Origin of the sequence: Sphaerisporangium fuscum (genome assembly GCF_018531465.1) — a bacterium.
In the GTDB taxonomy this organism is placed as follows: Bacteria; Actinomycetota; Actinomycetes; order Streptosporangiales; family Streptosporangiaceae; genus Sphaerisporangium; species Sphaerisporangium fuscum.
Map to the genome: position 1 here is coordinate 25,064 of NZ_JAHDTF010000053.1, position 21,904 is coordinate 46,967.

24 protein-coding genes are annotated in these 21,904 nt (G+C 71.7%); 12 read left to right on the forward strand and 12 right to left on the reverse strand.

Features of this window, described 5'->3' with window-relative positions:
* The first annotated feature begins 36 nt into the window (after positions 1–36).
* From KIK05_RS43910 to KIK05_RS43925, 4 genes are all read left to right on the forward strand, one after another.
* On the forward strand, positions 37–375 hold the full coding sequence (locus KIK05_RS43910; RefSeq protein ID WP_214416859.1) for a hypothetical protein: 339 nt from the start codon (positions 37–39) through the stop codon (positions 373–375).
* A gap of 2 nt (positions 376–377) precedes the next feature.
* Positions 378–1,100: a bifunctional 1-(5-phosphoribosyl)-5-((5-phosphoribosylamino)methylideneamino)imidazole-4-carboxamide isomerase/phosphoribosylanthranilate isomerase PriA gene (priA, locus tag KIK05_RS43915; RefSeq protein WP_214416860.1), complete on the forward strand. Its 723-nt coding sequence runs from the start codon at positions 378–380 to the stop codon at positions 1,098–1,100.
* A gap of 64 nt (positions 1,101–1,164) precedes the next feature.
* A complete protein-coding gene (gene hisF / locus KIK05_RS43920; protein WP_214416861.1) occupies positions 1,165–1,935 on the forward strand; it encodes an imidazole glycerol phosphate synthase subunit HisF in 771 nt (256 codons plus the stop codon).
* A gap of 185 nt (positions 1,936–2,120) precedes the next feature.
* The gene (locus tag KIK05_RS43925) at positions 2,121–3,194 is read left to right on the forward strand and encodes an LppU/SCO3897 family protein (protein ID WP_214416862.1); all 1,074 of its coding nucleotides are present in this window, start codon (positions 2,121–2,123) and stop codon (positions 3,192–3,194) included.
* 100 nt (positions 3,195–3,294) lie between these two features.
* Here KIK05_RS43925 and KIK05_RS43930 read toward each other — a convergent pair whose 3' ends face one another.
* Both KIK05_RS43930 and KIK05_RS43935 read right to left on the reverse strand, forming a co-directional pair.
* Positions 3,295–3,456 (reverse strand): hypothetical protein, encoded by a 162-nt coding sequence (locus tag KIK05_RS43930; RefSeq protein WP_214416863.1) that lies wholly within the window; start codon positions 3,454–3,456, stop codon positions 3,295–3,297.
* 180 nt (positions 3,457–3,636) lie between these two features.
* Complete coding sequence (locus KIK05_RS43935; RefSeq protein ID WP_214416864.1) at positions 3,637–4,272, reverse strand: TIGR03085 family metal-binding protein; 636 nt, start codon at positions 4,270–4,272, stop codon at positions 3,637–3,639.
* A gap of 279 nt (positions 4,273–4,551) precedes the next feature.
* Here KIK05_RS43935 and KIK05_RS43940 point away from each other — a divergent pair, with 279 nt between their 5' ends.
* On the forward strand, positions 4,552–6,342 hold the full coding sequence (locus KIK05_RS43940; protein WP_214416884.1) for an ABC transporter ATP-binding protein: 1,791 nt from the start codon (positions 4,552–4,554) through the stop codon (positions 6,340–6,342).
* Positions 6,339–8,114 carry an ABC transporter ATP-binding protein gene (locus KIK05_RS43945; protein WP_214416865.1) on the forward strand — a complete coding sequence of 592 codons (1,776 nt, stop codon included), beginning with the start codon at positions 6,339–6,341 and terminating at the stop codon, positions 8,112–8,114. The genes KIK05_RS43940 and KIK05_RS43945 overlap by 4 nt, the downstream gene beginning before the upstream one ends.
* Before the next feature lie 76 nt (positions 8,115–8,190).
* Here the strand turns inward: KIK05_RS43945 and KIK05_RS43950 are convergent, their stop codons facing one another.
* The 5 genes from KIK05_RS43950 to KIK05_RS43970 are packed head-to-tail and all read right to left on the reverse strand — an operon-like array spanning position 8,191 to position 11,621.
* Complete coding sequence (locus KIK05_RS43950; protein ID WP_214416866.1) at positions 8,191–8,658, reverse strand: GNAT family N-acetyltransferase; 468 nt, start codon at positions 8,656–8,658, stop codon at positions 8,191–8,193.
* Positions 8,659–8,669: 11 nt separating this feature from the next.
* Positions 8,670–9,665 (reverse strand): ABC transporter substrate-binding protein, encoded by a 996-nt coding sequence (locus KIK05_RS43955; RefSeq protein WP_214416867.1) that lies wholly within the window; start codon positions 9,663–9,665, stop codon positions 8,670–8,672.
* Between the two features lie 19 nt (positions 9,666–9,684).
* Positions 9,685–10,437: an amino acid ABC transporter ATP-binding protein gene (locus KIK05_RS43960; protein WP_214416885.1), complete on the reverse strand. Its 753-nt coding sequence runs from the start codon at positions 10,435–10,437 to the stop codon at positions 9,685–9,687.
* An 8-nt stretch (positions 10,438–10,445) separates the two neighbouring features.
* Entirely contained in the window at positions 10,446–11,432 is a 987-nt protein-coding gene (locus KIK05_RS43965; protein WP_214416868.1) for an amino acid ABC transporter permease, read from the reverse strand.
* Between the two features lie 21 nt (positions 11,433–11,453).
* A complete protein-coding gene (locus KIK05_RS43970) occupies positions 11,454–11,621 on the reverse strand; it encodes a hypothetical protein (protein ID WP_214416869.1) in 168 nt (55 codons plus the stop codon).
* A 195-nt stretch (positions 11,622–11,816) separates the two neighbouring features.
* On the opposite strand from KIK05_RS43970, the gene KIK05_RS43975 reads away from it, so the two are divergent.
* From KIK05_RS43975 to KIK05_RS44000, 6 genes are all read left to right on the forward strand, one after another.
* A complete protein-coding gene (locus tag KIK05_RS43975) occupies positions 11,817–12,980 on the forward strand; it encodes an ROK family transcriptional regulator (RefSeq protein WP_214416870.1) in 1,164 nt (387 codons plus the stop codon).
* Positions 12,981–13,046: 66 nt separating this feature from the next.
* Positions 13,047–14,360 (forward strand): extracellular solute-binding protein, encoded by a 1,314-nt coding sequence (locus tag KIK05_RS43980; RefSeq protein WP_214416871.1) that lies wholly within the window; start codon positions 13,047–13,049, stop codon positions 14,358–14,360.
* Between the two features lie 6 nt (positions 14,361–14,366).
* Entirely contained in the window at positions 14,367–15,350 is a 984-nt protein-coding gene (locus tag KIK05_RS43985) for a carbohydrate ABC transporter permease (RefSeq protein WP_214416872.1), read from the forward strand.
* Positions 15,350–16,210 carry a carbohydrate ABC transporter permease gene (locus KIK05_RS43990; protein ID WP_214416873.1) on the forward strand — a complete coding sequence of 287 codons (861 nt, stop codon included), beginning with the start codon at positions 15,350–15,352 and terminating at the stop codon, positions 16,208–16,210. The genes KIK05_RS43985 and KIK05_RS43990 overlap by 1 nt, the downstream gene beginning before the upstream one ends.
* A complete protein-coding gene (locus tag KIK05_RS43995) occupies positions 16,207–17,469 on the forward strand; it encodes a 6-phospho-beta-glucosidase (RefSeq protein ID WP_214416874.1) in 1,263 nt (420 codons plus the stop codon). Before KIK05_RS43990 ends, KIK05_RS43995 begins: the two co-directional genes overlap by 4 nt.
* Positions 17,466–18,473 carry an N-acetylglucosamine kinase gene (locus KIK05_RS44000; protein ID WP_214416875.1) on the forward strand — a complete coding sequence of 336 codons (1,008 nt, stop codon included), beginning with the start codon at positions 17,466–17,468 and terminating at the stop codon, positions 18,471–18,473. The genes KIK05_RS43995 and KIK05_RS44000 overlap by 4 nt, the downstream gene beginning before the upstream one ends.
* Positions 18,474–18,489: 16 nt before the next feature.
* On the opposite strand, the gene KIK05_RS44005 is transcribed toward KIK05_RS44000, so the two are convergent.
* The 5 genes from KIK05_RS44005 to KIK05_RS44025 all read right to left on the reverse strand — a co-directional run.
* Positions 18,490–18,795: a hypothetical protein gene (locus tag KIK05_RS44005; protein WP_214416876.1), complete on the reverse strand. Its 306-nt coding sequence runs from the start codon at positions 18,793–18,795 to the stop codon at positions 18,490–18,492.
* Between the two features lie 16 nt (positions 18,796–18,811).
* Complete coding sequence (locus tag KIK05_RS44010; protein WP_214416877.1) at positions 18,812–19,153, reverse strand: hypothetical protein; 342 nt, start codon at positions 19,151–19,153, stop codon at positions 18,812–18,814.
* Positions 19,154–19,292: 139 nt separating this feature from the next.
* Positions 19,293–20,141 carry a helix-turn-helix domain-containing protein gene (locus tag KIK05_RS44015; RefSeq protein ID WP_214416878.1) on the reverse strand — a complete coding sequence of 283 codons (849 nt, stop codon included), beginning with the start codon at positions 20,139–20,141 and terminating at the stop codon, positions 19,293–19,295.
* Between the two features lie 103 nt (positions 20,142–20,244).
* Entirely contained in the window at positions 20,245–21,051 is an 807-nt protein-coding gene (locus tag KIK05_RS44020; RefSeq protein ID WP_214416879.1) for an ABC transporter permease, read from the reverse strand.
* Positions 21,048–21,904: ABC transporter permease (locus tag KIK05_RS44025; RefSeq protein WP_214416880.1), on the reverse strand; the 857-nt coding region annotated here is incomplete at its 5' end. The genes KIK05_RS44025 and KIK05_RS44020, both read right to left, overlap by 4 nt.

The following is a 21,904-nucleotide window of genomic DNA, read 5'->3' on the forward strand; positions in this document are numbered from 1 at the left end:
CCGCCCGCGCCGCGGGCTCCCCGCTAGCGGGGTCCCGTGAGCAAGGAGCGGGCCCGCCGCCGCGCCGAACGGGAGGCCGAGCAGGCGCGGCAGGCCGCGCTGCGCGCCGAGCGGGAGGCCCGGCGGGCCAGGCGGCGTGAGCTGCGCGCCCGGCTGGCCGCCCTGGTGCCGAAGCCGGTCAGGGTCGCCCGGCAGGGCGGGTTGATCGCCCGGCGGCGGCGCATGCAGAACGCCGTGGTCGTGGTGCTGTTCGTGCTGGTCCAGGCGATGAGCTGGCTCCTGCTCAGCGGGTGGGCCGCCCGCGTGGGCGTGCTCGTGTTGTCCCTTTTGCTTGTCCCGGTGCTCGTCACCGTCGTATTCGACCGGAGGTCGTAACAATGTCGCTGGTGCTGTTGCCCGCAGTGGACGTCGCGGACGGCCAGGCCGTGCGCCTCGTTCAGGGGGAGGCGGGTACGGAGACCTCGTACGGCGACCCGCTCGCCGCCGCGCTCGCCTGGCAGGAGGCCGGCGCCGAGTGGATCCATCTGGTCGACCTGGACGCGGCGTTCGGCCGGGGCTCCAACCGCGAGCTGCTGGCCTCCGTCGTCGGCGCGCTCGACGTGCAGGTGGAGCTGTCCGGCGGCATCCGCGACGACGAGTCGCTCGTGGCGGCCCTGGCCACCGGCTGCAGGCGGGTCAACATCGGCACCGCCGCCCTGGAGGACCCGGCCTGGTGCTCCAAGATCATCGCCGAGTACGGCGACCGCGTCGCGGTCGGCCTCGACGTGCGGGGCACCACGCTCGCCGCGCGGGGCTGGACCAAGGAGGGCGGCGACCTGTGGGAAGTGCTCGACCGCCTCGAGGCCGACGGCTGCCCCCGCTACGTCGTCACCGACGTCACCAAGGACGGCACGCTGCGCGGTCCGAACCTCGACCTGCTCCGCCAGGTGTGCTCCCGCACCGACAAGCCCGTGATCGCCAGCGGCGGCGTCTCCTCGCTCGACGACCTGCGCGCGCTCGCCACCCTGGTCCCCGACGGCGTCGAGGGCGCCATCGTGGGCAAGGCGCTGTACGCGCAGGCGTTCACGCTGGAGGAGGCCCTGGCGGCCGTGAAGTCATGACTGTCATCGTGCGCCCGGCGGGCATGTGCGCCCGTGCGAGCGCCTGCGTGAAGGAGGTGCGGCCGTGACCGTCGCCGTGCGCGTGATCCCCTGCCTGGACGTCGACGCCGGGCGGGTGGTCAAGGGCGTCAACTTCGAGAACCTCAGAGACGCCGGCGACCCCGTCGAGCTGGCCCGGCGCTACGACGCCGAGGGGGCCGACGAGCTGACCTTCCTCGACATCACCGCCTCCTCCGGCGACCGGGAGACCATGTACGACGTGGTCCGCCGCACCGCCGAGCAGGTGTTCATCCCGCTGACGGTCGGCGGGGGAGTGCGGGCCGTGGAGGACGTCGACCGCCTGCTGCGCGCGGGCGCCGACAAGGTCGCCCTGAACACCGCCGCCATCGCGCGGCCGGAGCTGCTCACCGAGGCGTCCCGCCGGTTCGGCGCGCAGTGCGTCGTGCTGTCGGTGGACGCCCGGCGGGTCGTCGACGGGCCGCCCACCCCGTCGGGCTTCGAGGTGACCACCCACGGCGGGCGCCGGGGCACGGGCATCGACGCCGTCGAGTGGGCCCGGCGCGGCGAGGAGCTCGGCGTGGGCGAGATCCTGCTGAACTCCATGGACGGCGACGGCACCAAGGACGGCTACGACCTGGAGATGATCCGGGCGGTCCGCAAGGTCGTCACCGTGCCGGTCATCGCCAGCGGCGGGGCGGGGGAGCTCGCCCACTTCCCGCCGGCGGTGGAGGCGGGCGCCGACGCGGTCCTCGCGGCGAGCGTCTTCCACTTCGGTCACCTCGCCATCGGCGAGGTCAAGGACACCCTGCGCCGGGCGGGCCACCCGGTGAGATGAACGACGGGCGGGCGGCGCGGCGCGATCGCGCGGCCCGGCCGCGGTCAGGTGACGAATCGATCACTTTACCCATGGCGGGATCGGTCCAAACGCTCCCGAATGATGAAACATCATCGCAATCGCGGCGATGATCCGCTACGGTCTTGCGGGTGCTTCTACGGTCCCGCTGACCCCAAGGATCTTCCGTGACAACTCCATCCACCCCGCAACCGGGTTCCCCATATCAGCCGAACCAGGGATACGCGCCCAACGCGGGGCCCGCCGGGCAGGACGCCTACCAGAGCGCCTACCCCCAGCAGCCCGCCTCGCCGTACGGCGCCCAGCAGGACGGCTACCCCCAGCAGGGGGCGTACGGCGGCCAGGGCCACCCCGGCGACGGTTACGGTCAGGCGGCGGGCGGGCAGACCTACCCCGGCCCGGCCGGTGCCCAGACGTACCCCGGCCAGGGCACGGGCGCGCAGACCTACCCCGGCCAGGGCACGGGCGCGCAGACCTACCCCGGCCAGGGCGGGCAGGCCTACCCGGGCCAGGCCGCCGGGCAGCCCCAGCCCGGCCAGGGATACCCGGGCCAGGGGTACGGCGACACCGCCCAGAACCCCTACCAGCAGCAGGCGCCGTACGGCGGCCAGCCGCAGAGCCCCTACGGCAACCAGGCGGCCTACCCGGGCCAGCAGGCCCCGGGACAGAGCGCCTACCAGCAGCCGGGCGCCCACGACCCGTTCCAGCAGCAGGCCGGCCCGCAGGCGAACGATCCCTACCAGCAGGCCCAGGACCCCTACCAGCAGCAGCACGGCGCGAAGGACCTTTTCGCCCAGCCGGGCGCGGGCGGCCAGTGGCAGGGCGACGAGGCGGCCTCCGGGGGCCGGGGCAAGCCGAAGAAGGGCAAGCTGATCGGTGTGCTCGGCGCGGTGGGCGCCGTCGTCCTGATCCTCGCGGTGAAGTTCGCCGTCAGCTGGGGAGTGCGCACGGGCGTGAACGCGGTGGGCGACGAGGTGACCGGTGCGCCACGCATCGCGAGCGTCGGTGACTGCATGTCGGGGCAGAGCAAGGACACCCTCAAGGTCGTCGACTGCAAGGACGCCTCGGTCGAGTGGAAGATCGCCAAGAAGGTCGAGGGCAAGACCGAGTCGCAGTTCCAGGCCGACGAGGAACTCGCCATGTGCAAGAACAAGAACGTCACATCGGCGTACTGGGAGGGCGACAAGTCGGGCGGTCTCGGCTGGGTCCTGTGCCTGGTCCCGGTCGACAAGAAGAAGTAGCACCGGTTCCGGTGCCGCCCGACCCGGTCGTCGCGTCCGGCGAAAGGCAGTGGTCCTCGTCGCCGTCGCCCGCGAGCATGGACGACGACGGGGACGCCCGTTACTTGACGAGCTGGGAGACGAACGTCGCGAGCTGGCCGGCGCCTGAGCTGATGCCGTCGACGGCGCTCCTGACCGCGGTCGCCGACTCGGTCGGGCGCGAGTACAGGTAGAAGACGGCGAAGGCGATGGCCCCGTACGTCAGCACCTTCTTCATCTTCATCGGACATTTCCTTCCACGATTCCGGTGACGTGGTCCTACCCGGGGGGTAAGCCGCCGGATCTCCGGTTTCGGTCAGGTCGTCACCCTGTGGTGCTCAGAGATCGGCCATGATCCGGCCATGTCGGGAAGGTCGTGCCACGCCGGGAACGTGAAGGAACGGGCGGATGATTCCGTCGCGGGTCAGAGGCCGAGCCTGGCGGTGCGCAGGCGTTCGACGGCGGCCGGGTCGCCGTCGTACGTCACCCGCGCGTGGTCCTGCCTGCCGAAGGCGAACAGCAGCAGCTCGCCCGGCTCGCCGGTCACGACGACGTGTGGTTCGGCCTTCCTGGCACCGATCTTGCGGCCGTCGGGGCGGCGGAGCACCACGCCGACGGGGGACCTGCGGAACATCAGCCGCGCGCCGCTGGACAGCCTGGACCACATCACCTCGGCCAGGTCGCGGGGGACGGCGCGCGGCTCCCAGCCGTCCTGCGCCCGGCGCACGTCCTCGTGGTGGACGTAGAGCTCCAGGGTGTTGACCAGCGCGTCCACGCCCGGCAGCAGCCCGTACGGCGACCATCGCGGCGGCCCCTGGCGCACCGTGTCGACCAGGTCGCGGAAGCTCCCGGCGTTCTTGATCTTGTTCTGCACGGACTCGGTGTAGCCCGCCAGGGCCTTGATGGCGATGCCGCCGGCGGCGTCGAGCCGGCGCTCGCGCAGGACCAGGTGGGCGGCGAGGTCGGCGGTCGTCCATCCCTCGCACAGCGTCGGCGCGTCGGGGCCGAGACGGTCGAGGAGGTCACAGAGTGCTGCGCGCTCGGCGCGTGCGTGCGTCACCTGATCAACCCTACAAGGACGGCCGCCAGGGCCGCCGTCCGAGGGTGGCCGGGCGCTTGGCGAGGTTGATCGGGGGATGACCCCATTAGGACGGGATGAGGGTGACCGGCTGCGGTAGGGGCGGGAATAAACGAGTTGCGGCGGATGATAGGGATTGAGGCGGCACACCCCATGCCCGCCTATTCGGACAGCCCATAACCGCTGCCGAACATCCTGCATACCGTCCCCGTGGAGAGGATCCCCCGCGTGCCGAGCGAGCGCGATACCAGTCCGTCCGTCATGCGCCAGGGACTCCAGGTCATCGGCCATGCGGTGAAGACCGAGCCGCGGATCTTCACGGGCGCGGTGCTGGCGAGCTCCGTCTACGGAGTCATGACCGTGGGGTCGTCCTGGGCGCTCGGCTGGGCCACCGAGCACGCCATGCTCCCGGCCTTCCGCGAGGGAAAGGCGACCACCGGAGTCCTGGTGGCCGCGGCACTGCTGATCGTCGGCGTCTCGGTGGTGAAGGCGGCCGGGGTGATCGGCCGCCGGGTGCTCGCGGGCGTCATGCAGTACCGCATGCAGGCCCGCTCGCGGCGCGAGGTCACCCGCCAGTACCTCCGCCTGCCGCTCGCCTGGCACCACCGCCACCCGACCGGGCAGCTGCTGTCGAACGCCAGCTCCGACGCCGAGGCCGCCTGGGCCCCGCTCGCCCCGCTGCCCATGGCCGTCGGCGTGGTGGTGATGCTCGTGACCGCCGCCGTGGCGATCCTGCTCACCGACCCGGTGCTCGCCCTCGTCGGCTTCCTGATCTTCCCGGCCATCGCCGTGCTGAACTTCGTCTACCAGCGCAAGCTCTCCCCGCGCGTCATGCGGGCCCAGCAGCTGCGCGCCGAGGTCAGTGAGATCGCGCACGAGAGCTTCGACGGGGCCCTGGTCGTCAAGACCCTCGGCAGGGAGGACTCCGAGGCGGCTCGCTTCGCGGCCAAGGCGGGCGAGCTGCGCGACGCCAACGTCGAGGTGGGACGGCTGCGCGGCCTGTTCGACCCGCTGCTGGAGGCCCTGCCCACGCTCGGTGTGCTGGCGGTGCTGCTGTTCGGCGCCGGCCGGCTGGCCGCCGGGGCGGTCACGGCCGGCGAGCTGATCGAGGTGTCGTACCTGTTCACGCTGCTCGCCTTCCCGATCCGCGCGCTCGGCTGGGTGCTCGCCGAGCTGCCGCGCAGCGTCGTCGGCTGGACGCGCGTGCGTGAGGTGCTGGAGGCGTCCGGCTCCATGGAGTACGGCGCGGCGCGCCTCCCGGCCGCCGGCCCCGCCGGCGTCGAGGTGCGCGAGCTGGACTACGGCTACGCGCCGGAGACGCCGGTGCTGTCCGGGGTCGCCCTGTCGGCCGCGCCCGGCCGTACGGTGGCGCTGGTCGGCCCCACCGGCTCCGGGAAGTCCACGCTGACGCAGCTGCTCGTCCGGCTGGTCGACCCCGACCGGGGGCAGGTGCTGATCGACGGGGTCGACCTGCGCGAGGTCGCCAGGGGTGAGGTGAGCACGGCGGCGGCCCTGGTCCCGCAGCAGACCTTCCTGTTCGACGACACGGTGCGCGGCAACCTGACGCTGGGCGCCGACGGCGGCGAGCCGGTGCCGGACGAGAAGATCTGGGCGGCGCTGCGGCTGGCGCAGGCGGAGGGTTTCGTCAGCGCCCTGCCGAAGGGGCTCGACACCCGCATCGGCGAGCGCGGCGCGACGCTGTCCGGCGGCCAGCGGCAGCGGCTCGCGCTGGCCAGGGCGCTGGTGCGCTCGCCTCGGCTGCTCATCCTCGACGACGCGACCTCCAGCGTGGACGCGCAGGTCGAGAGCAGGATCCTGCGTGGCCTGCGGGAGGGGTCGCCCGAGTCCACGGTGATCGTGGTGGCCTACCGGATGGCGACGATCGCGCTGGCGGACGAGGTCGTCTACCTGGAGCACGGCCGCGTCGCCGACCGCGGGACCCACGACGAGCTGCTCGCCCGCTGCGCCGGGTACCGCAACCTGGTCACCGCCTACGAACGTGAAGAAGCCGAGCGCGCGGCGCTCGACGCCGACGAGGAGATCGTGGCTTGACGACGCTACAGACGGAAGAACGCTCGGCGCTGGCGACCTTCCGCAAGGGGTTCGCCCTGTCACCGGAGTTCCGGGTCGGCCTGCCGGTGACGCTGCTGCTCGCGGTGCTCGCCACGGTCGGCAAGGTGATCGTCCCCATCGCGATCCAGCAGGTCATCGACCAGGGGCTGAAGGGGAGCACTCCGGACCTGCCGTTCATCAGGGGGGCGGTCCTGCTGTGCGCGGTCGCGGTGCTGCTGACCGCGCTGTGCGGATACCTCATGAACGTCCGGCTCTACCGCTCCACCGAGTCGGGGCTGGCCGCCCTCAGGGGCAGGGCGTTCCGGCACGTCCACGACCTGTCGGTGCTCACCCAGAACACCGAGCGGCGGGGCGCCCTGGTCTCCCGGGTGACCAGCGACGTCGACCAGATCAGCACGTTCATGCAGTGGGGCGGGCTGATGATCATCGTCGCGGCCGGGCAGCTCCTCATCGCGAGCGTGCTGATGGCGGTCTACTCCTGGCCGCTCGCCCTGCTCGTCTGGGCGTGCTTCCTGCCGCTGGCGTTCGCGCTGCCGAGATTCCAGCGCTGGGTGGCCCGCGCCTACACCGAGGTCCGTGAGCGTACGGGCGACATGCTCGCGGCGGTCAGCGAGTCGGTGGTCGGCAGCGCGGTGATCCGGGCGTACGGCTCGGAGGACCGCACGGCGCGGCGCATCGACGCGGCCGTCGACGCCCACCAGAAGGCGCAGACGCGCGCCCAGAAGATCATCGCGTTCACGTTCCCGACCACCGAGCTGGTCGGGGCGGTCGCGATCGCCGGAGTGGTGCTGCTGGGCGTCCACCTCGGGATCGGCGGCTCGATCAGCGCGGGACGGCTGGTGGCGTTCCTGTTCCTGATCACCCTGTTCATCAGCCCGCTGCAGACCGCGACCGAGGTGCTCAACGACGCGCAGAACGCCATCGCCGGCTGGCGGCGGGTGCTCGGCGTCCTCGACACCGCGGCCGACGTCGCCGACCCCGGCGAGGCCGGGGTGAGCCTGCCGCGCGGCTCCATCACCGTGACGTTCGAGAACGTCGGCTTCGCCTACCCCGGCGGCTCGCCGGTGCTGCGCGACGTCTCGGTCGACATCGCCCCGCGCACACGCGTGGCGATCGTCGGCGAGACCGGCTCGGGCAAGACCACCTTCGCCAAGCTGCTGACCCGCCTGATGGACCCGACGGAGGGACGCGTGCTGGTCGACGGCGTCGACCTGCGCAAGGTGCGGTTCTCCTCGCTGCGCGAGCGCATCGTCATGGTGCCGCAGGACGGCTTCCTGTTCGACGGCTCGCTCGCCGACAACATCCGCTACGGCCGCCCCTCCGCCACCGACGAGGAGATCACCCTCGCCATGACCGAGCTCGGCCTGACCGACTGGCTCGACGGCCTGCCCGCGGGCCTCGACACGCCGGTGGGGCAGCGCGGCGAATCGCTGTCGGCGGGGGAGCGGCAGCTGGTCGCCCTGGCCCGGGCCTATCTCGCCGACCCCGACCTGCTGCTGCTGGACGAGGCCACCAGCGCCGTCGACCCGGCGACCGAAGTGCGGATCGGGCGGGCGCTCGACGGGGTGACGCGCGGTCGTACCGCCGTGTCGATCGCGCACCGCCTGTCGACGGCCGAGGCCGCCGACGAGGTGCTGGTCTTCGAGCACGGCCGCATCGTGCAGCGCGGCCCGCACGCCGAACTGGTCCGCCAGGACGGCGTCTACGCCGACCTGTACGCCTCCTGGACCTCGGCGGCCCGGGTGTCGTGACCCGGTTCCGCCGCCGGCGCCGTCAGGCCATGAGTGAGCCACGAGGTGGGACGGGCGGGCCGTGTGCCGGCCGCTCTCACAGGAGCTTCTCGAACGGCAGTGGGCCGATGCTCTCGGGGTCGGCGGTGACGTCGAACAGGGGGCGGTAGCCCGCGGCGAGGTACAGCCCGGCGGCCTCCGGCTGGCGGGGGCCGGTGGTGAGGTAGACGCGCCGGTATCCCCGGCGGGCGGCCTCCTTCTCCAGTTCCCTGACCACCAGCAGGCCGAGCCCGCGCCTGCGGTGGTCGCGGTGGGTCCAGATGCGCTTGAGCTCGGCGGTGGTGTCGTCGTACCGGCGGAACGCGCCGCCCGCCACCGTGTGCCCGTCCTCCACCAGGACCAGGAAGGTGCCGCCGGGCGCGGTGAACTCCTCGTCGGGGTAGCGGTTGAGCTCCTGGTTGGGCCCGTACCGGGCGTGGTACTCCACGTGGAGGTCGGCCAGCAGCGGCTCGGCGGCGGGGTCGCGGACCTCCACGTGGCGTACTTCGATCGATTCGACGGTCATCGCTTCGTTGCTCACTTCTTCTGGCGGGGCAGGCCCGGCGGGTTGACCTGGGAGGCGGGGATGGCCTCGTTCGACAGCCCCCAACGCTTGAGCACCTCGGCGTACTTCCCGTTCTCGATCACGGTGTTGAGGGCGTCGCTGACCGGCTGGACCAGGCCGTCGCCCTTCTGGGTCATGGCGGCGATGAGCCCCTGGATGCTCTCGCCGCCGCCCGACACCGTACCGACGATCTTGGTGTCGCCGCTGACCGCCGCGTGGTAGGCCGAGGTGGGGTTCGGGCCGAAGTGGACGTCGATGCGGCCGGACTTCAGGGCCAGGTAGTAGTCGGCGGGACGCTGGTAGTACTGCACCTCGACGGGCTTGAGGCCGGCCTTGCGGTTGCGCGCGTCCCAGTCGAGCAGGATCTTCTCCTGGTTGGTGCCCGAGCCGACCGACACCTTCAGCCCGGCGATGTCGGCGGGCCGGGCGATCTTGGTGATCTTGCTGTCCTTGGCGGTCTCCCAGGCCAGCTGGTCGACGCGGTAGGTCGCGAAGTCGTAGATGTCCTTGCGTTCCTCGGTGACGGTGATGTTGGAGAATCCGACGTGGTCCTTGCCGGACTTCACCGCGAGGAAGAGGTTCTCCCAGGAGGTGCGGTCCAGGCGCAGCTTCAGCCCGAGCACGTCGGCGACCAGTTGCGCGATGTCGGATTCGACGCCGATGACGGTGGAGTCGTCGTCGGCGAGGAACGACAGCGGTGGGATGCCGTCGCCGGTGATGCCGACCACCAGCTCACCGCCCCCGCGGATGCCGGCGGGCACCTTCGCCGCGATGGCGTCGACCTTGCCGGCCCGGACGCGGTTCTGCTCCGGGCTGGTGTTGATCTTCAATGTGGAGTCGCCGACGGCCTGCGCGCCGACCGCTCCCGAGCCGGAGCCCGCCCGCGGGCCCGTCCCGGTGCCGCAGGCGGCCAGGAACAGCAGGGGGAGGAGTCCGAGCAAGGCGGCACGGCGGGATGGAGAGGGCATTTCGGGTTCCTTTGCGGGTTCAGAGCACTTTGCTCAGGAAGGCGCGGGTGCGTTCGTGCCGGGGGTCGTCCAGCACCTGGGACGGCGGTCCCTGCTCCACGACGCGGCCGTCGTCCATGAAGACCACGGTGTCGGCGGCCTCGCGGGCGAAGCCGATCTCGTGGGTGACGACGATCATGGTGGTGCCGCTGCGCGCGAGGTCCTTCATGACGTCCAGCACCTCGCCGACCAGCTCGGGGTCGAGGGCGGAGGTCGGCTCGTCGAACAGCACGACCTTCGGCTCGAGCGCGAGGGCACGCGCGATGGCGACCCGCTGCTGCTGGCCGCCGGACAGGCGGCGCGGGTACTCCCCGGCCTTGTCGGCGAGCCCCACGCGCTCCAGCAGCCGCGCCGCGAGCTCCTCGGCCTCGGCCCTCGGGCGGCGCTGGGCGGAGACCGGCGCCTCGGTGACGTTCTGGCGCACGGTCAGATGCGGGAAGAGGTTGAAGTTCTGGAAGACGAACCCGATGCGGCTGCGCTGCCGGAGGATCTCCCGCTCGGGGAGCTCGTGCAGCCGGTCGCCCGAGCGCCGGTAGCCGACCAGCTCGCCGTCGATGAGCACCGACCCCCGGTCGACCTTCTCCAGGTGGTTGACGCTGCGCAGCAGCGTCGACTTGCCCGATCCGGACGGGCCGACGATCACCGCCACCTCGCCGCCGTCCACCCGCAGGTTCACATCGCGCAGCACCTTCAGCGGGCCGAAGCTCTTGTGGACGCCGCGCAGCTCCACCATCGGCCGGCTCACGGCGTCCTCCGCGCGGCGGCGAGGGCGTGGCGCAGGCGCCGCAGCGGTGCCGGCGTCAGGTGCCGGGTGGCGCCCTTGGCGTAGTGGCGCTCCAGGTAGTACTGGAAGACCGACAGCACCGTGGTCAGCGCCAGGTACCAGATGGCCGCCACCAGCAGCAGCGCGATCACCCGCCCGCTGCGGTTGTAGATCACCTGCGCCTGGTAGAACAGCTCGGGCAGCGCCATGATGTAGACCACGGAGGTGCCCTTCACCAGGCCGATGATCTCGTTGCCGGCCGTGGGCACGATCGTCCGCATGGCCTGCGGCAGCAGGATCCGGAAGATCTGGCGCCTGCGCGGGATGCCGAGCGCGGCGGCGGCCTCCAGCTGGCCCGGATCGACCGACAGGAACCCCGAGCGTACGATCTCCGCGGCGTAGGCGCCCTGGTGGAGCGCGAGGCCGAGCGCCGCGGCGGTGACCGGGCCGATCAGGTCCATCGTGCCGACGGAGAAGAACGACGGGCCGAACGGCACGCCGAAGGAGATCCGCTTGTACAGCAGGGCCAGGTTGTACCAGAACAGCAGCTGCAGGATCAGCGGCACCGAGCGGAACAGCCAGGTGTAGCCCCAGGCGACGGAGCTGAGCAGCGGGTTCCTCGACAGCCGCATCAGCGCCAGCACGGTGCCGAGCACGAAACCGAGGACGATGCCGAGCGCGGTGAGCTGCAGCGTGAAGGCGACCGCGCGCAGGATCGAGGGGTAGAAGAGGTATTCGCCCACCGTGGGCCAGTCCCAGGCGGGGTTGGTGACCAGGGCGCTGGCCGCCATGGCCAGCAGGACGAGCACCACGGCCGCCGCCGCCCAGCGCCACGGATGCCGGGCGGTGACGACCGCGAGCGGCTCCCCTGCGCTGGTCTCCACGGAGGTGTGGGTGTCACTGACCGGTGCGGATGCCGGAAGGGCGCCGGTGTGCGGGGCCGCGGTCCCGGGGGGTACTGCCATGACCGTGTACGCTCCCCGTCCTCACCGGCCGGACGCGCCGGCGACCCGGCGCGCGGGGACGTCCCGGCCGTACTCCTGGTGGGCTCGCGCGAGCCGCGGGGTGTGGTGCTTGTCGAACGACGGGCCGGACCGGGAGATGCTCTCCGTCCCGTCGTTGGTGCCACCGATTCCGAGAAACTCGACGGGCATGGCAGAGGCCTTTCTGACAGTGCGGCTGTGAGCTCCGGAGATGCCTCCACTCCAGCACACCCGGATATTTCCCGTCAAGTCCTACTTGTTTAGTGGGTTTTATTCGCGCGAGTCGGACTCTTGACGCGTGTCTTCGCAGGCGAGTACATTCCCGGAAACTGTCTGGGAAGTTCCCAGACAGTAAGGAGGACGGCTGTGGAACAACGGGCGGGAAGCCCCCAGTTGCTGCGCCGGCTCAACGACCGCGCCGCTCTGCTGGCTCTGCTCGAACGGGGGCCGCTGACCCGGCTAGAGCTGGAGTCGCACATCGGGCTGTCGAAGCCCGCGACCGCCGACCTGCTGCTGCGCCTGGAGGAGAGCGGCCAGGTGCTGCGCGCGGGGTTCCGCGAGGGCGGCAAGGGACCGCGCGCGCAACTGTGGTCGGTCAACGGCTCGCTGGCCTACGTGGCCGCGGTCGACCTCACCCCGAAGACGCTGGACGTCGCCGTGTCCGACATCTGCGGACAGGTCGTCGCCGAGTACCGCCACCGCGCCGAGGAGAACGTGGACCTCGGCATGGAGCACCTGCGCCAGGCGGTGGCCGTCCCCGCAGGCGAGGTGGGCCTGGCCACCGAGCGGTTGCAGCGGGTCGTCGTCGGCCTGCCCGGCTCGGTCGACAGGCGCACCGGGCACCTGGGCTTCGCCCCGCACCTGCCCGCCTGGCAGGGCTTCGACGTCCTGGAAGGGCTGGCCGGCACGCTCGGCACGTCGGTGGCGGTCGAGAACGACGTCAACCTGGTCGCGCTCGACGAGATGGCGGCCGGCCGGGCGGTCGGGGTCGACGACTTCGTGCTGATCTGGATCGGGCGCGGCATCGGCGCCGCCGTGGTGTCGGAGGGGCGTCTGCTGCGCGGCGCGTCCGGTGGCGCCGGCGAGATCCACTGGATGCCCTCCCCGCACCCCGCGGCCGACCAGGCCGCCCCCCACCCGCAGCGCGCCGGCGACATGCTCGGCAAGCAGGCGGTACGGGAACTGGCCCGGGCCCACGGCCTGGCCGGGGACGACCTGGACGAGCTCCTGGCGGACGACGCCGCCGGCCCGGCCCGGACGGGCTTCCTGCGCGACCTGGCCCGCCGCGTCGCGCTGGCGGTGGCCGGGGTGGTGTCCGTGGTCGATCCCGAACTGGTGGTCCTCGCCGGCGACGTCGGCAGGGCCGGAGGTGACGCCCTGTGCGACCTGGTCGCCGAGGAACTGGGTGAACTCGTCCTGCCCCGGCCGGAGATCCGGCCAAGCCTGGTGACCGGCAACCCGGTCCGCTCAGGCGCGCTGCGGCTGGCCTTGGCCGGAGCGCGTGAAGAGGCGTTCGCCATCCCCTCCTGATGGCGGCCTCCCTTACTTGACCCGGCCACGGTGGCGGGTCGGCAGTTCCCCCCTTGGAGGGTTTCGATGCGACGAATCGGTGCCGCGACGGCATGTCTGGCGGTCACGCTGGTCGCGGGCGCGTGTGGCGCGGACTCGGCGGAGACGGCGGGCGCCCCCGCCGCCGACGAGAAGGTGTCCCTCAGCGTGTGGAGCAAGTTCAGCGGCCGCGAGCTGGGAATCCTGCAGAAGGCGCTGGACGGCTTCCACGCGAAGCATCCCAACATCACCATCCGCAACCAGGGGAGCCAGGACGACGACAAGATCGCTCAGTCGATCAGGGGCGGGAACCCGCCGGACGTCGCCATCTCCTTCTCCACCGACAACATGGGCCAGTTCTGCTCCAGCGGCGCCTGGCAGGACCTCAAGCCGTACATCACCCGCGACAAGCTGGACCTGAGCCAGATCCCCGCCGCCACCCGGACCTACACCGAGTTCAAGGGGGTGCGGTGCGCCATGCCGCTCCTCGCCGACGTGTACGGCCTGTACTACAACAAGGAGATGTTCGCCAAGGCGGGCATCAGCGCCCCGCCGAAGACCATGTCGGAGCTGTTCGAGGACGCCAAGAAGCTGACGGTCCTCAACCCCGACGGGTCGATCAAGGTCGCCGGGTTCGTCCCCACGATCGGGTTCTACTCCAACCACGTGCAGATGTGGGCGGCCAACTGGGGCGTGCAGTGGAGGTCGCAGGACGGGAAGTCCGCCCTCGGCACCGACCCCCAGTGGCAGGCCATGCTCGACTGGGCGAAGAAGTTCACCGACTTCTACGGCCGCGACAAGCTGGCCAAGTTCACCGCCGGTCTCGGCCAGGAGTACTCACCGGACCACGGCTTCGAGAAGGGCAAGATCGCCATGGCGATGGACGGTGAGTACCGCACCGCGTTCATCGCCGCCGAGGCGCCGGAGCTGTCCTACGCCACCGCGCCGTTCCCCGTCGCCGACGACAGGCCGCAGCTGTACGGCGGCGGCTACACCACCGGCACGATCATCGGCATCCCCAAGGGCGCCAAGAACGCCGGCGCGGCGTGGGAGCTGGTCAAGTACCTCTCCACGGACACCGCCCCCCTGCAGGAGATCGCCCGCGGCCTGAAGAACGTCCCCTCCACCGTTCCCGCCCTGCAGGACGAGACGCTGCGCAAGGACGAGCACTTCAGGACCTTCCTCGACATCTTCGCCAACCCGAACCTGGCCACGAACCCGGCCAGCTCCAACGGCGGCGCCTACCTCAAGACCGCCGAGGACTTCGCCATCTCCTACCAGAGCGGCGGCGTACCGGACCTGAAGGGCGGCCTGGCGAAGACCGCCGCGCAGATCGACGCCGACGCGCAACTCGGCGGCTGACCCTCCATGACCGCCAAGACACACGCCGTGCGCGTGGCCGGGACCGCCCTCGCCCGAGGCGCCCGGCCACGGCCGGGAAGCCTGATACGGCCGCTGGCCTTCATGGCCCCCGCGCTGGTCGGCTTCGCGGTGTTCTTCGCCTACCCCCTCGGCGCGCTCCTGTATTACTCCTTCACCCGCTACGACATGCTCAACACGCCGACCTGGGTGGGGCTGCGCAACTACGCCTTCCTGGTCGCGCAGGACCCCCTGGCCCGCAAGGCCGCCTACAACACGGTGTGGCTGGTCGTCGTCATCACCGTCCTCCGGCTGGTCTTCGCGACCGGTGTCGCCGCCGTCATGGCCCGGATCAGGCGCGGCGCGGGACTGCTCAGGACCCTGGTCTACCTGCCCGCGCTGGCCCCTCCGGTCGCGGCCACCCTGGTGTTCACCTTCCTGTTCAACCCCGGCACCGGGCCGGTGAACACGACGCTGGCCAGGCTCGGCATCCAGGGGCCGCTGTGGTTCAGCGACCCCGCCTGGGCCAAGCCCGCCCTGACCCTGCTCACCCTGTGGGTCTCCGGCGAGCTGATCATCATCCTGATGGCGGGGATGCTCGACGTGCCCGAGGAACTGTACGAGGCCGCGGGGCTCGACGGCGCCGGATCACTGCGGCGGTTCTGGCACATCACCCTGCCGTCGATCGCGCCGGTGCTCGTCTTCGGGGTGATCAACTCCATCATCCTGGGGCTGCAGTACTTCACCCAGGCGGTGGTGGCGGCCTCGGTGGCCTCCGGGTCGGCCGACATCGCCGGCAGCCAGCGGGTCATCGGCTACCCCGACAACTCCACGCTCACCTTCCCCGTCTGGCTCTACCAGCAGGGATTCCACTACTACAACATGGGTTACGCATCCGCCATGTCGATCGTCCTGTTCGTGGTGTCGACGGTGTTCACGCTCTACTTCGTGCAGCGCCTGCGCCGCGCGTCCCACGCCGAGGGGACGGCGTGATGGCCGGGCTCACCGCCGGCCGTTCGCGCCGGTCCGGCCGCGGCGAGGTCATGCGCTGGATCGCCACGCACAGCATCGGGCTGGCGATCGGCGTCATGTTCGTCCTGCCCCTGGTCTTCGTCGTGCTCACCGCGTTCATGTCCGACCGGCAGGCGCTGACATCGGACCTGTGGCCGCGCTCGTGGCACCCGGAGAACCTCGCCGAGGTGTTCCACCGGGCCCCGCTGCTGAGGTACCTCGGCAACAGCCTGCTGTACTCGCTGCTGGCCACGGCCGGGATGCTGCTGTCGAGCGTGCCGGCGGCGTACGCCCTGGCCCGCATGCGCTGGCGGGGCCGCCAGGCGGCGTTCCTGGTCGTGATCGCCGCCATGATGCTGCCGCCGCAGGTGCTGTCGGTCCCGCTGTACGTCCTGTGGGCGCGGCTGCACCTCACCGGCACCCTGTGGCCGCTGATCCTGCCGTACTTCCTGGTCGACGCGTTCAGCATCTTCCTGCTGCGGCAGTTCTTCCTCACGATCCCGCAGTCCTACCTCGACGCCGCGCGTGTGGACGGCTGCGGTGACCTGCGCGCGCTGCTGCGCGTGCTGGTCCCGATGGCCCGCCCCGGCATCGCCGCGGTGTCCCTGTTCTGCTTCATGTACACCTGGAACGACTATTTCGGGCCGCTGCTGTACGCCGGGGAGGACCCCGACCAGTGGACGTTGTCCCTGGCGCTGGCGTCGTTCCGCGGCGCGCACCAGGTGCAGTGGAACCTCACGATGGCGGCGACCGTGGTGGTCATGCTGCCCGTCATCCTTCTGTTCCTCTTCGCGCAGAAGTCCTTCGTCCGAGGCATCACATTCACAGGAGTCAAGGGTTGAAACTCACCGTCATCGGGGGCGGCTCCACCTACACCCCTGAACTGGTCAGCGGCATCGCCGATCGTCACGCCGCCCTCGACATCGAGGAGATCGCGCTGGTCGACCCCGACACCGAGCGGCTGGAGGTCGTGGGCGCCTTCGCGCGCCGCCTGCTCGACCACGCGGGCCACCCGGCGAAGCTGCGCCTGACCTCCGACCTCGAAGCCGGGGCCGAGGGCGCCGCGGCCGTGCTGCTGCAGTTGCGCGTCGGCGGTCAGGCCGCCCGGGCGACGGACGAGACGGTTCCGCTGGAGTGCGGGTGCGTCGGCCAGGAGACGACGGGCGCCGGAGGCCTGGCCAAGGCGCTGCGCACGGTGCCGGTGGTCCTCGACGTCGCCGAACGCGTGCGGCGGGTCGCCGGCGACCAGGCCTGGATCGTCGACTTCACCAACCCCGTCGGGATCGTCACCCGGGCCCTGCTGGAGGCGGGGCACCGCGCGGTGGGGCTCTGCAACGTCGCCATCACCTTCCAGCGCTGGGTGGCCGGGCTGCTCGGTGTCGCCCCGGACACGGTCGCCCTGGACCACGTCGGCCTCAACCACCTGACCTGGGTGCGCGGCGTGCGGGTCGACGGGGTGGACGTGCTGCCGCGGCTGCTGGCCGACCACGCCGACCGGCTCGCCGAGCACGTCGGGCTCCCGGCCTCGGTGATGCGCCGGCTCGGCGCGGTGCCGTCGTACTACCTGAAGTACTACTACAAGCACGACGAGGTCGTGACCGAGGAGCTGTCCCGCCCGTCGCGGGCCCAGACGGTGGCCGGCATCGAGCGCGAGCTGCTGGAGCTGTACCGCGATCCGAGCCTGGTCACCAAGCCGGAGCTGCTGGAGCGGCGGGGCGGCGCCTACTACTCCGAGGCGGCGGTGCAGCTGGTGGCGTCGCTGCTGAGCGGCCGGGGGGACGTGCAGGTCGTGAACACCCGCAACGGCGGCACCCTGCCCTTCCTGCCCGCCGACGCCGTCGTCGAGGTCCCCGCGCGGATCACCGCCGCCGGCGCGGAGCCGCTGCCGGTCGCCCCGCTGCCGCCGTCGATCGCGGGCCTGGTCGCCCACGTGACCGCCTACGAGAACCTCGCCCTCGAGGCGGCCCTGCACGGCGGACGCGACCGGGTGTTCGACGCCCTGATGGCCCACCCGCTGATCGGCCAGATCGAGCAGGCCGACACCCTGGCCGACCGGCTGGTCGAGGTCAACCGCGAGTTCCTCCCCTGGGCCGCCGCGTGAACGACGCGGTACTGGCGCTCGACGGCGGCAACTCCAAGACCGACGTGCTGCTGGTCGCCTCCGACGGCACGCTGCTGGGGCAGGTCCGCGGCGCCGGGGTGTCGGCGCAGCGGGTGGGGGTCGCCGCGAGCGCCGCCGCCCTGGACGAGATGGTCCGCGAGACGGTACGGCAGGCCGATCCCGCGGCCCGGCCCCCCTACGCCCGCCACACCGCCGCCTACCTGGCCGGGGTCGACTTCGGCCGGGAGCAGGAGGCGCTGACGCGGGCGCTGGCCGAGCTGGGCTGGTCACCGACCCTGACCGTCGACAACGACACCTTCGCGCTGCTGCACGCGGGCACCCGCCGCGGGTACGGCGTCGCGGTGGTCTGCGGAGCGGGCATCAACTGCGTCGGCGTCGCGCCGGACGGGACGACCCTGCGGTTCCCCGCCATCGGCCGGCTGTCGGGCGACTGGGGCGGAGGTCTGTTCCTCGGCGACGAGACGCTGTGGCGGGCGGTGCGCGCCGAGGACGGCCGCGGGCCCGGCACCGCGTTGCGGGACGTCGTCACCGCGCACTTCGGCGTGTCGTCGGTGGCGGAGCTGGTCGAGCGGCTGCACTTCGAGGAGGTGCCCCGCACCAGGCTGCAGGAGCTCAACCCGGCGCTGCTGGCGACCGCGCGGGCGGGGGACGCCGTCGCGCTGAAGGTGGTCGACCGGCTCGCCGAGGAGGTGGTCCTGCTGGCGTCGGCGGCGCTGCGCCGGTTGGACCTGCTCGACGTCCCGGTCGACGTGGTGCTGGGCGGCGGGATCCTGGCGGCCGGCGACGAATACCTGCTCGACCGGATCCGCGCCGGGTGCGCCGAGATCGCCCCGAAGGCGGAGACGCTGGTGGCGGACGTGCCTCCCGCCGTGGGGGCGGCGCTGCTCGGCCTGCGGGAGATCGGCGCGGCGGCCGAGGCCGAGGACCGCCTGCGCGTCGGCTACCGGCCGCCGTCGGCCCGCTGGTCCTCCACGGGAGGCTGAAGAGCGGAACCCCGGTTCAGCGGTCGCGGTCGCCGGCCGGGGTGAGCGCCCGGCAGATCTGTGTCACCGCGGTGGCCATGTCGTCGATCGGGGCGATGCGCTCGGCCCACGACCACCAGAACCACCAGCGTCCGTCGCGCTGAGCGGCGAGGATCACCTCCGACAGCGTGGGCACCGCGGTGCTGATCACGATGAGCTGGGGCAGGCCGCCCGCGGTGGCGCCGACGCGGACGTGCAGGCCCCGCGACTGGAGCACCTCGCCGAGGGCCTGCAGGTGGGCGGTGGCCGTCGTGGCGTTGGCGACCTTGTCCGTGGTGGTCATCGTCGGCTCCGTGAGGTCACTCGGGGTGGGCGAACAGGACGGGCAGGGTGCGGGCGCGCAGTGCCGTGTAGTGCTCGGCCAGGCGGGCGGCGGCGGTGACGGGGGAGAAGGCGAAGGTCCGCAGCACGCCGCCCCGGTGGCTGGGGTAGGGGCTGGTCCACCAGATGACGCGGCCGTCGACGACCGCGAGAAGGCCCTGCCACAGGGAGACGGCGGCCTGGCCGTCCTCCAGGAAGTAGATGTAGGTCGGGATGTTCCTGCGGGCGAGGAACGTCTGGAGGTCCCCGGCGATCTGCCGGACGGCGGCCGTGGGGCGGCGGCCGGCGAGGGGCGCGGCTTCGACGTGGAGGGCGGGCACGAGATGGCTCCTCAACAAGCGGTGCGGCGGCTGCTTCGCCAGGGTCATCGTGGCCGTGGGAGGCGGGTGGCCCGCCTGGCACGGAGTGCGTCGCCCGCGACGTTAGGCGCGCGCCGCCGGCGAGATCAACGATGTTGCTTCATGTTCCTCCGAACACCCGCGACGTCGCGACGATGATCTCGCGTGCCGCCTGACCATAGACGGCGGTCTCGGCGAGCCGGCTGAAGGCCTTCTCGTACAGCGCCACGTCGGTCGGGGTCTTGATGCGGAACTGGCCGGGGATCGTGTCGATCCTGACCTGGTTGTCGTCATATATCCAGAAATTTTCGGGCGGCATGATGGGCGGCCGCGCCGTCGACGGGATCACGCCGAAGCTGAGTTGCGGCATGTTGGAGGTCAGCTCGGCCAGCCGGCCGAGCTGGACGACCATCTCCTCCGGCGCGCAGATCGCGGTGCGCAGCGCCTGCTCGCCGACGACGAACATGAACCGCTTGCCCCCGGCCGTGAGGACCTCCTGCTGGGCGAGGCGGGCGGCCACGGCCGCGTCCAGGTCGTCGGGGATGCCGCGGAAGCCGATGACCGCCCGCAGGTGCGCCCGGGCGTACCCGGCGGTCTGGATCAGCCCGGGCACCGCCGAGTGCTGGAACACCCGCAGGTGCCGGGTGTCGCGGTAGAGCTGCTGGAAGGACTCCTGGACGTGCCGCAGTCCCGTGCTCTCCAGGCGCCGCCACTCGGTGTACATGGAATCGATGTTGCGGACCGCGGCGATCAGGTCGACGACGTACTCCTCGGCGTCGCAGACCCGGCACCACACCCGGATGTCGTTCTCGTTCGGCATCTGCGCCGCGTGCTCGATCTTGGAGACCTTCGAGTAGTGCCAGCCCGCCTGGGACGCCAGGGTCCGGCCGGTCAGCCTCGCCTCGCTGCGGATCTCGCGGAGGCGGGCGGCCAGGATTCCCTTGGCCTCGGTGATGCGCGACGAAGGCATGGGGGCCACCTTTGACTTGCGTGACGTCGCCGACATCCCCGACCGTAGCGTCAGATTTTCTCCATTTCCCTGATGTTGCGCGATGTTGCGTGATACGGGCGGGTCAGTGGGTGCCCGCGGTGCCCGAGAGACGCTGGGCCAGGTAGATCGGCACCACCGACACCACGATCAGCGCCGCCGCGACGACGTTGACCACCGGCGCCTGGTTCGGGCGGAAGAGGTTCTCGAAGATCCAGATCGGCAGCGTCCGGACCCCCGCGCCCGCCGTGAACGTCGTCACGATGATCTCGTCGAACGACAGCGCGAACGCCAGCAGCCCGCCCGCCAGCAGCGCCGAGCGCATCATCGGGAACGTCACCAGGCGGAAGGTCGTGAAGGTGTCCGCGCCGAGGTCGGCCGAGGCCTCCTCGAGGTTCGAGCCCATCCGGCGCAGCCGCGCCAGCACGTTGTTGTGCACGGTCACCACGCAGAACGTCGCGTGGCCGACGATCACGGTGAACATGCCGAGGCCGACGCCGAACGGCTCCAGCACCACGCGGAAGGCGTTGTTGAGCGCGATGCCCGTCACGATGCCCGGCAGCGCGATGGGCAGCACGATGAGCAGCGAGACGGCGTCCCGGCCGAAGAACCGGTACCGCTGCACGGCGAAGGCCGCCATCGTGCCGAGCACCAGCGCGATCGCCGTGGCGCCCACGCCCGCCTGCACCGAGGCCCACAGGGCGTCGCGCACGCCGGAGGAGTTCCACGCCGCGCCCCACCAGCGGGTGGTGAGCCCGGTGGGCGGCCAGGCGAAGGTGCGGTCGGCGTTGAAGGAGTTCAGCAGCACCACGGCCAGCGGCACGTAGATCACGCCGAGGCCGAGCGCCAGCGCCAGGCGCAGCGTCCACCGCGCGGTCCGAGAGAGGTTCACAGGTTCTCCAGCGCTCCGGTGCGGCGTACGGCGGCGAGGTACACCAGCATGATCAGCACGGGGACCGTCGCCACCGCGGCGGCGAACGGCAGGTTGTTGGCGGCGCCGATGTTGTCGTAGACCACGTTGCCGATCAGCTGGCTCTTCCCGCCCACGATCTTCACCGCGATGTAGTCCCCGAGCGACAGGGAGAAGGTGAAGACCGAGCCCGCCACGATCGCGGGGAACGTCAGCGGCCACACCACCGTGCGGAAGGTGCGCCAGCCGCGCGCGCCGAGGTCGCCTGCCGCGTCCAGCAGCGAGTCCGGCAGGCGCTCCAGCCCGGCGTAGATCGGCAGGATCATGTACGGCAGCCACAGGTACGACAGGGTGAGGATCGTCGCGGTGAGGCCGTACCCCCAGCCGAGCAGGCCGTCCGACGACAGCATCACCCGCCAGGCGTACGCCTTGACCAGGTACGACGCCCACAGCGGGGTCAGCACCGCGATGACCAGCCAGCGCTGCGCGCGCGGCGAGGCCAGCTTGGCCATCGCGAACGCCATGGGAAAGGCGATCACCACGTCGATCAGCGTCACGGCCGCCGCGACGCCGACCGAGCGCAGCGCCACCGTCCGGTAGACCTCGACGGTCACCACATCGTGGAAGTTCGCCCAGGTGAACGTCCTGACCAGGTCACCGGTGAAGGAATCGGTGGTCCAGAAGGCCGTGACGAACAGGGCGGCGAGCGCGCCCAGGTAGGCCAGGCCGAGCCAGGCCAGCGGCGCCGACAGCAGCAGCGCCAGCCGTACCCTCGCGTGGCGGTGCAGCGCGGCGGCGAGCCGGCGCCGCGGACCGGGACGGCCCGCCGGCCCGC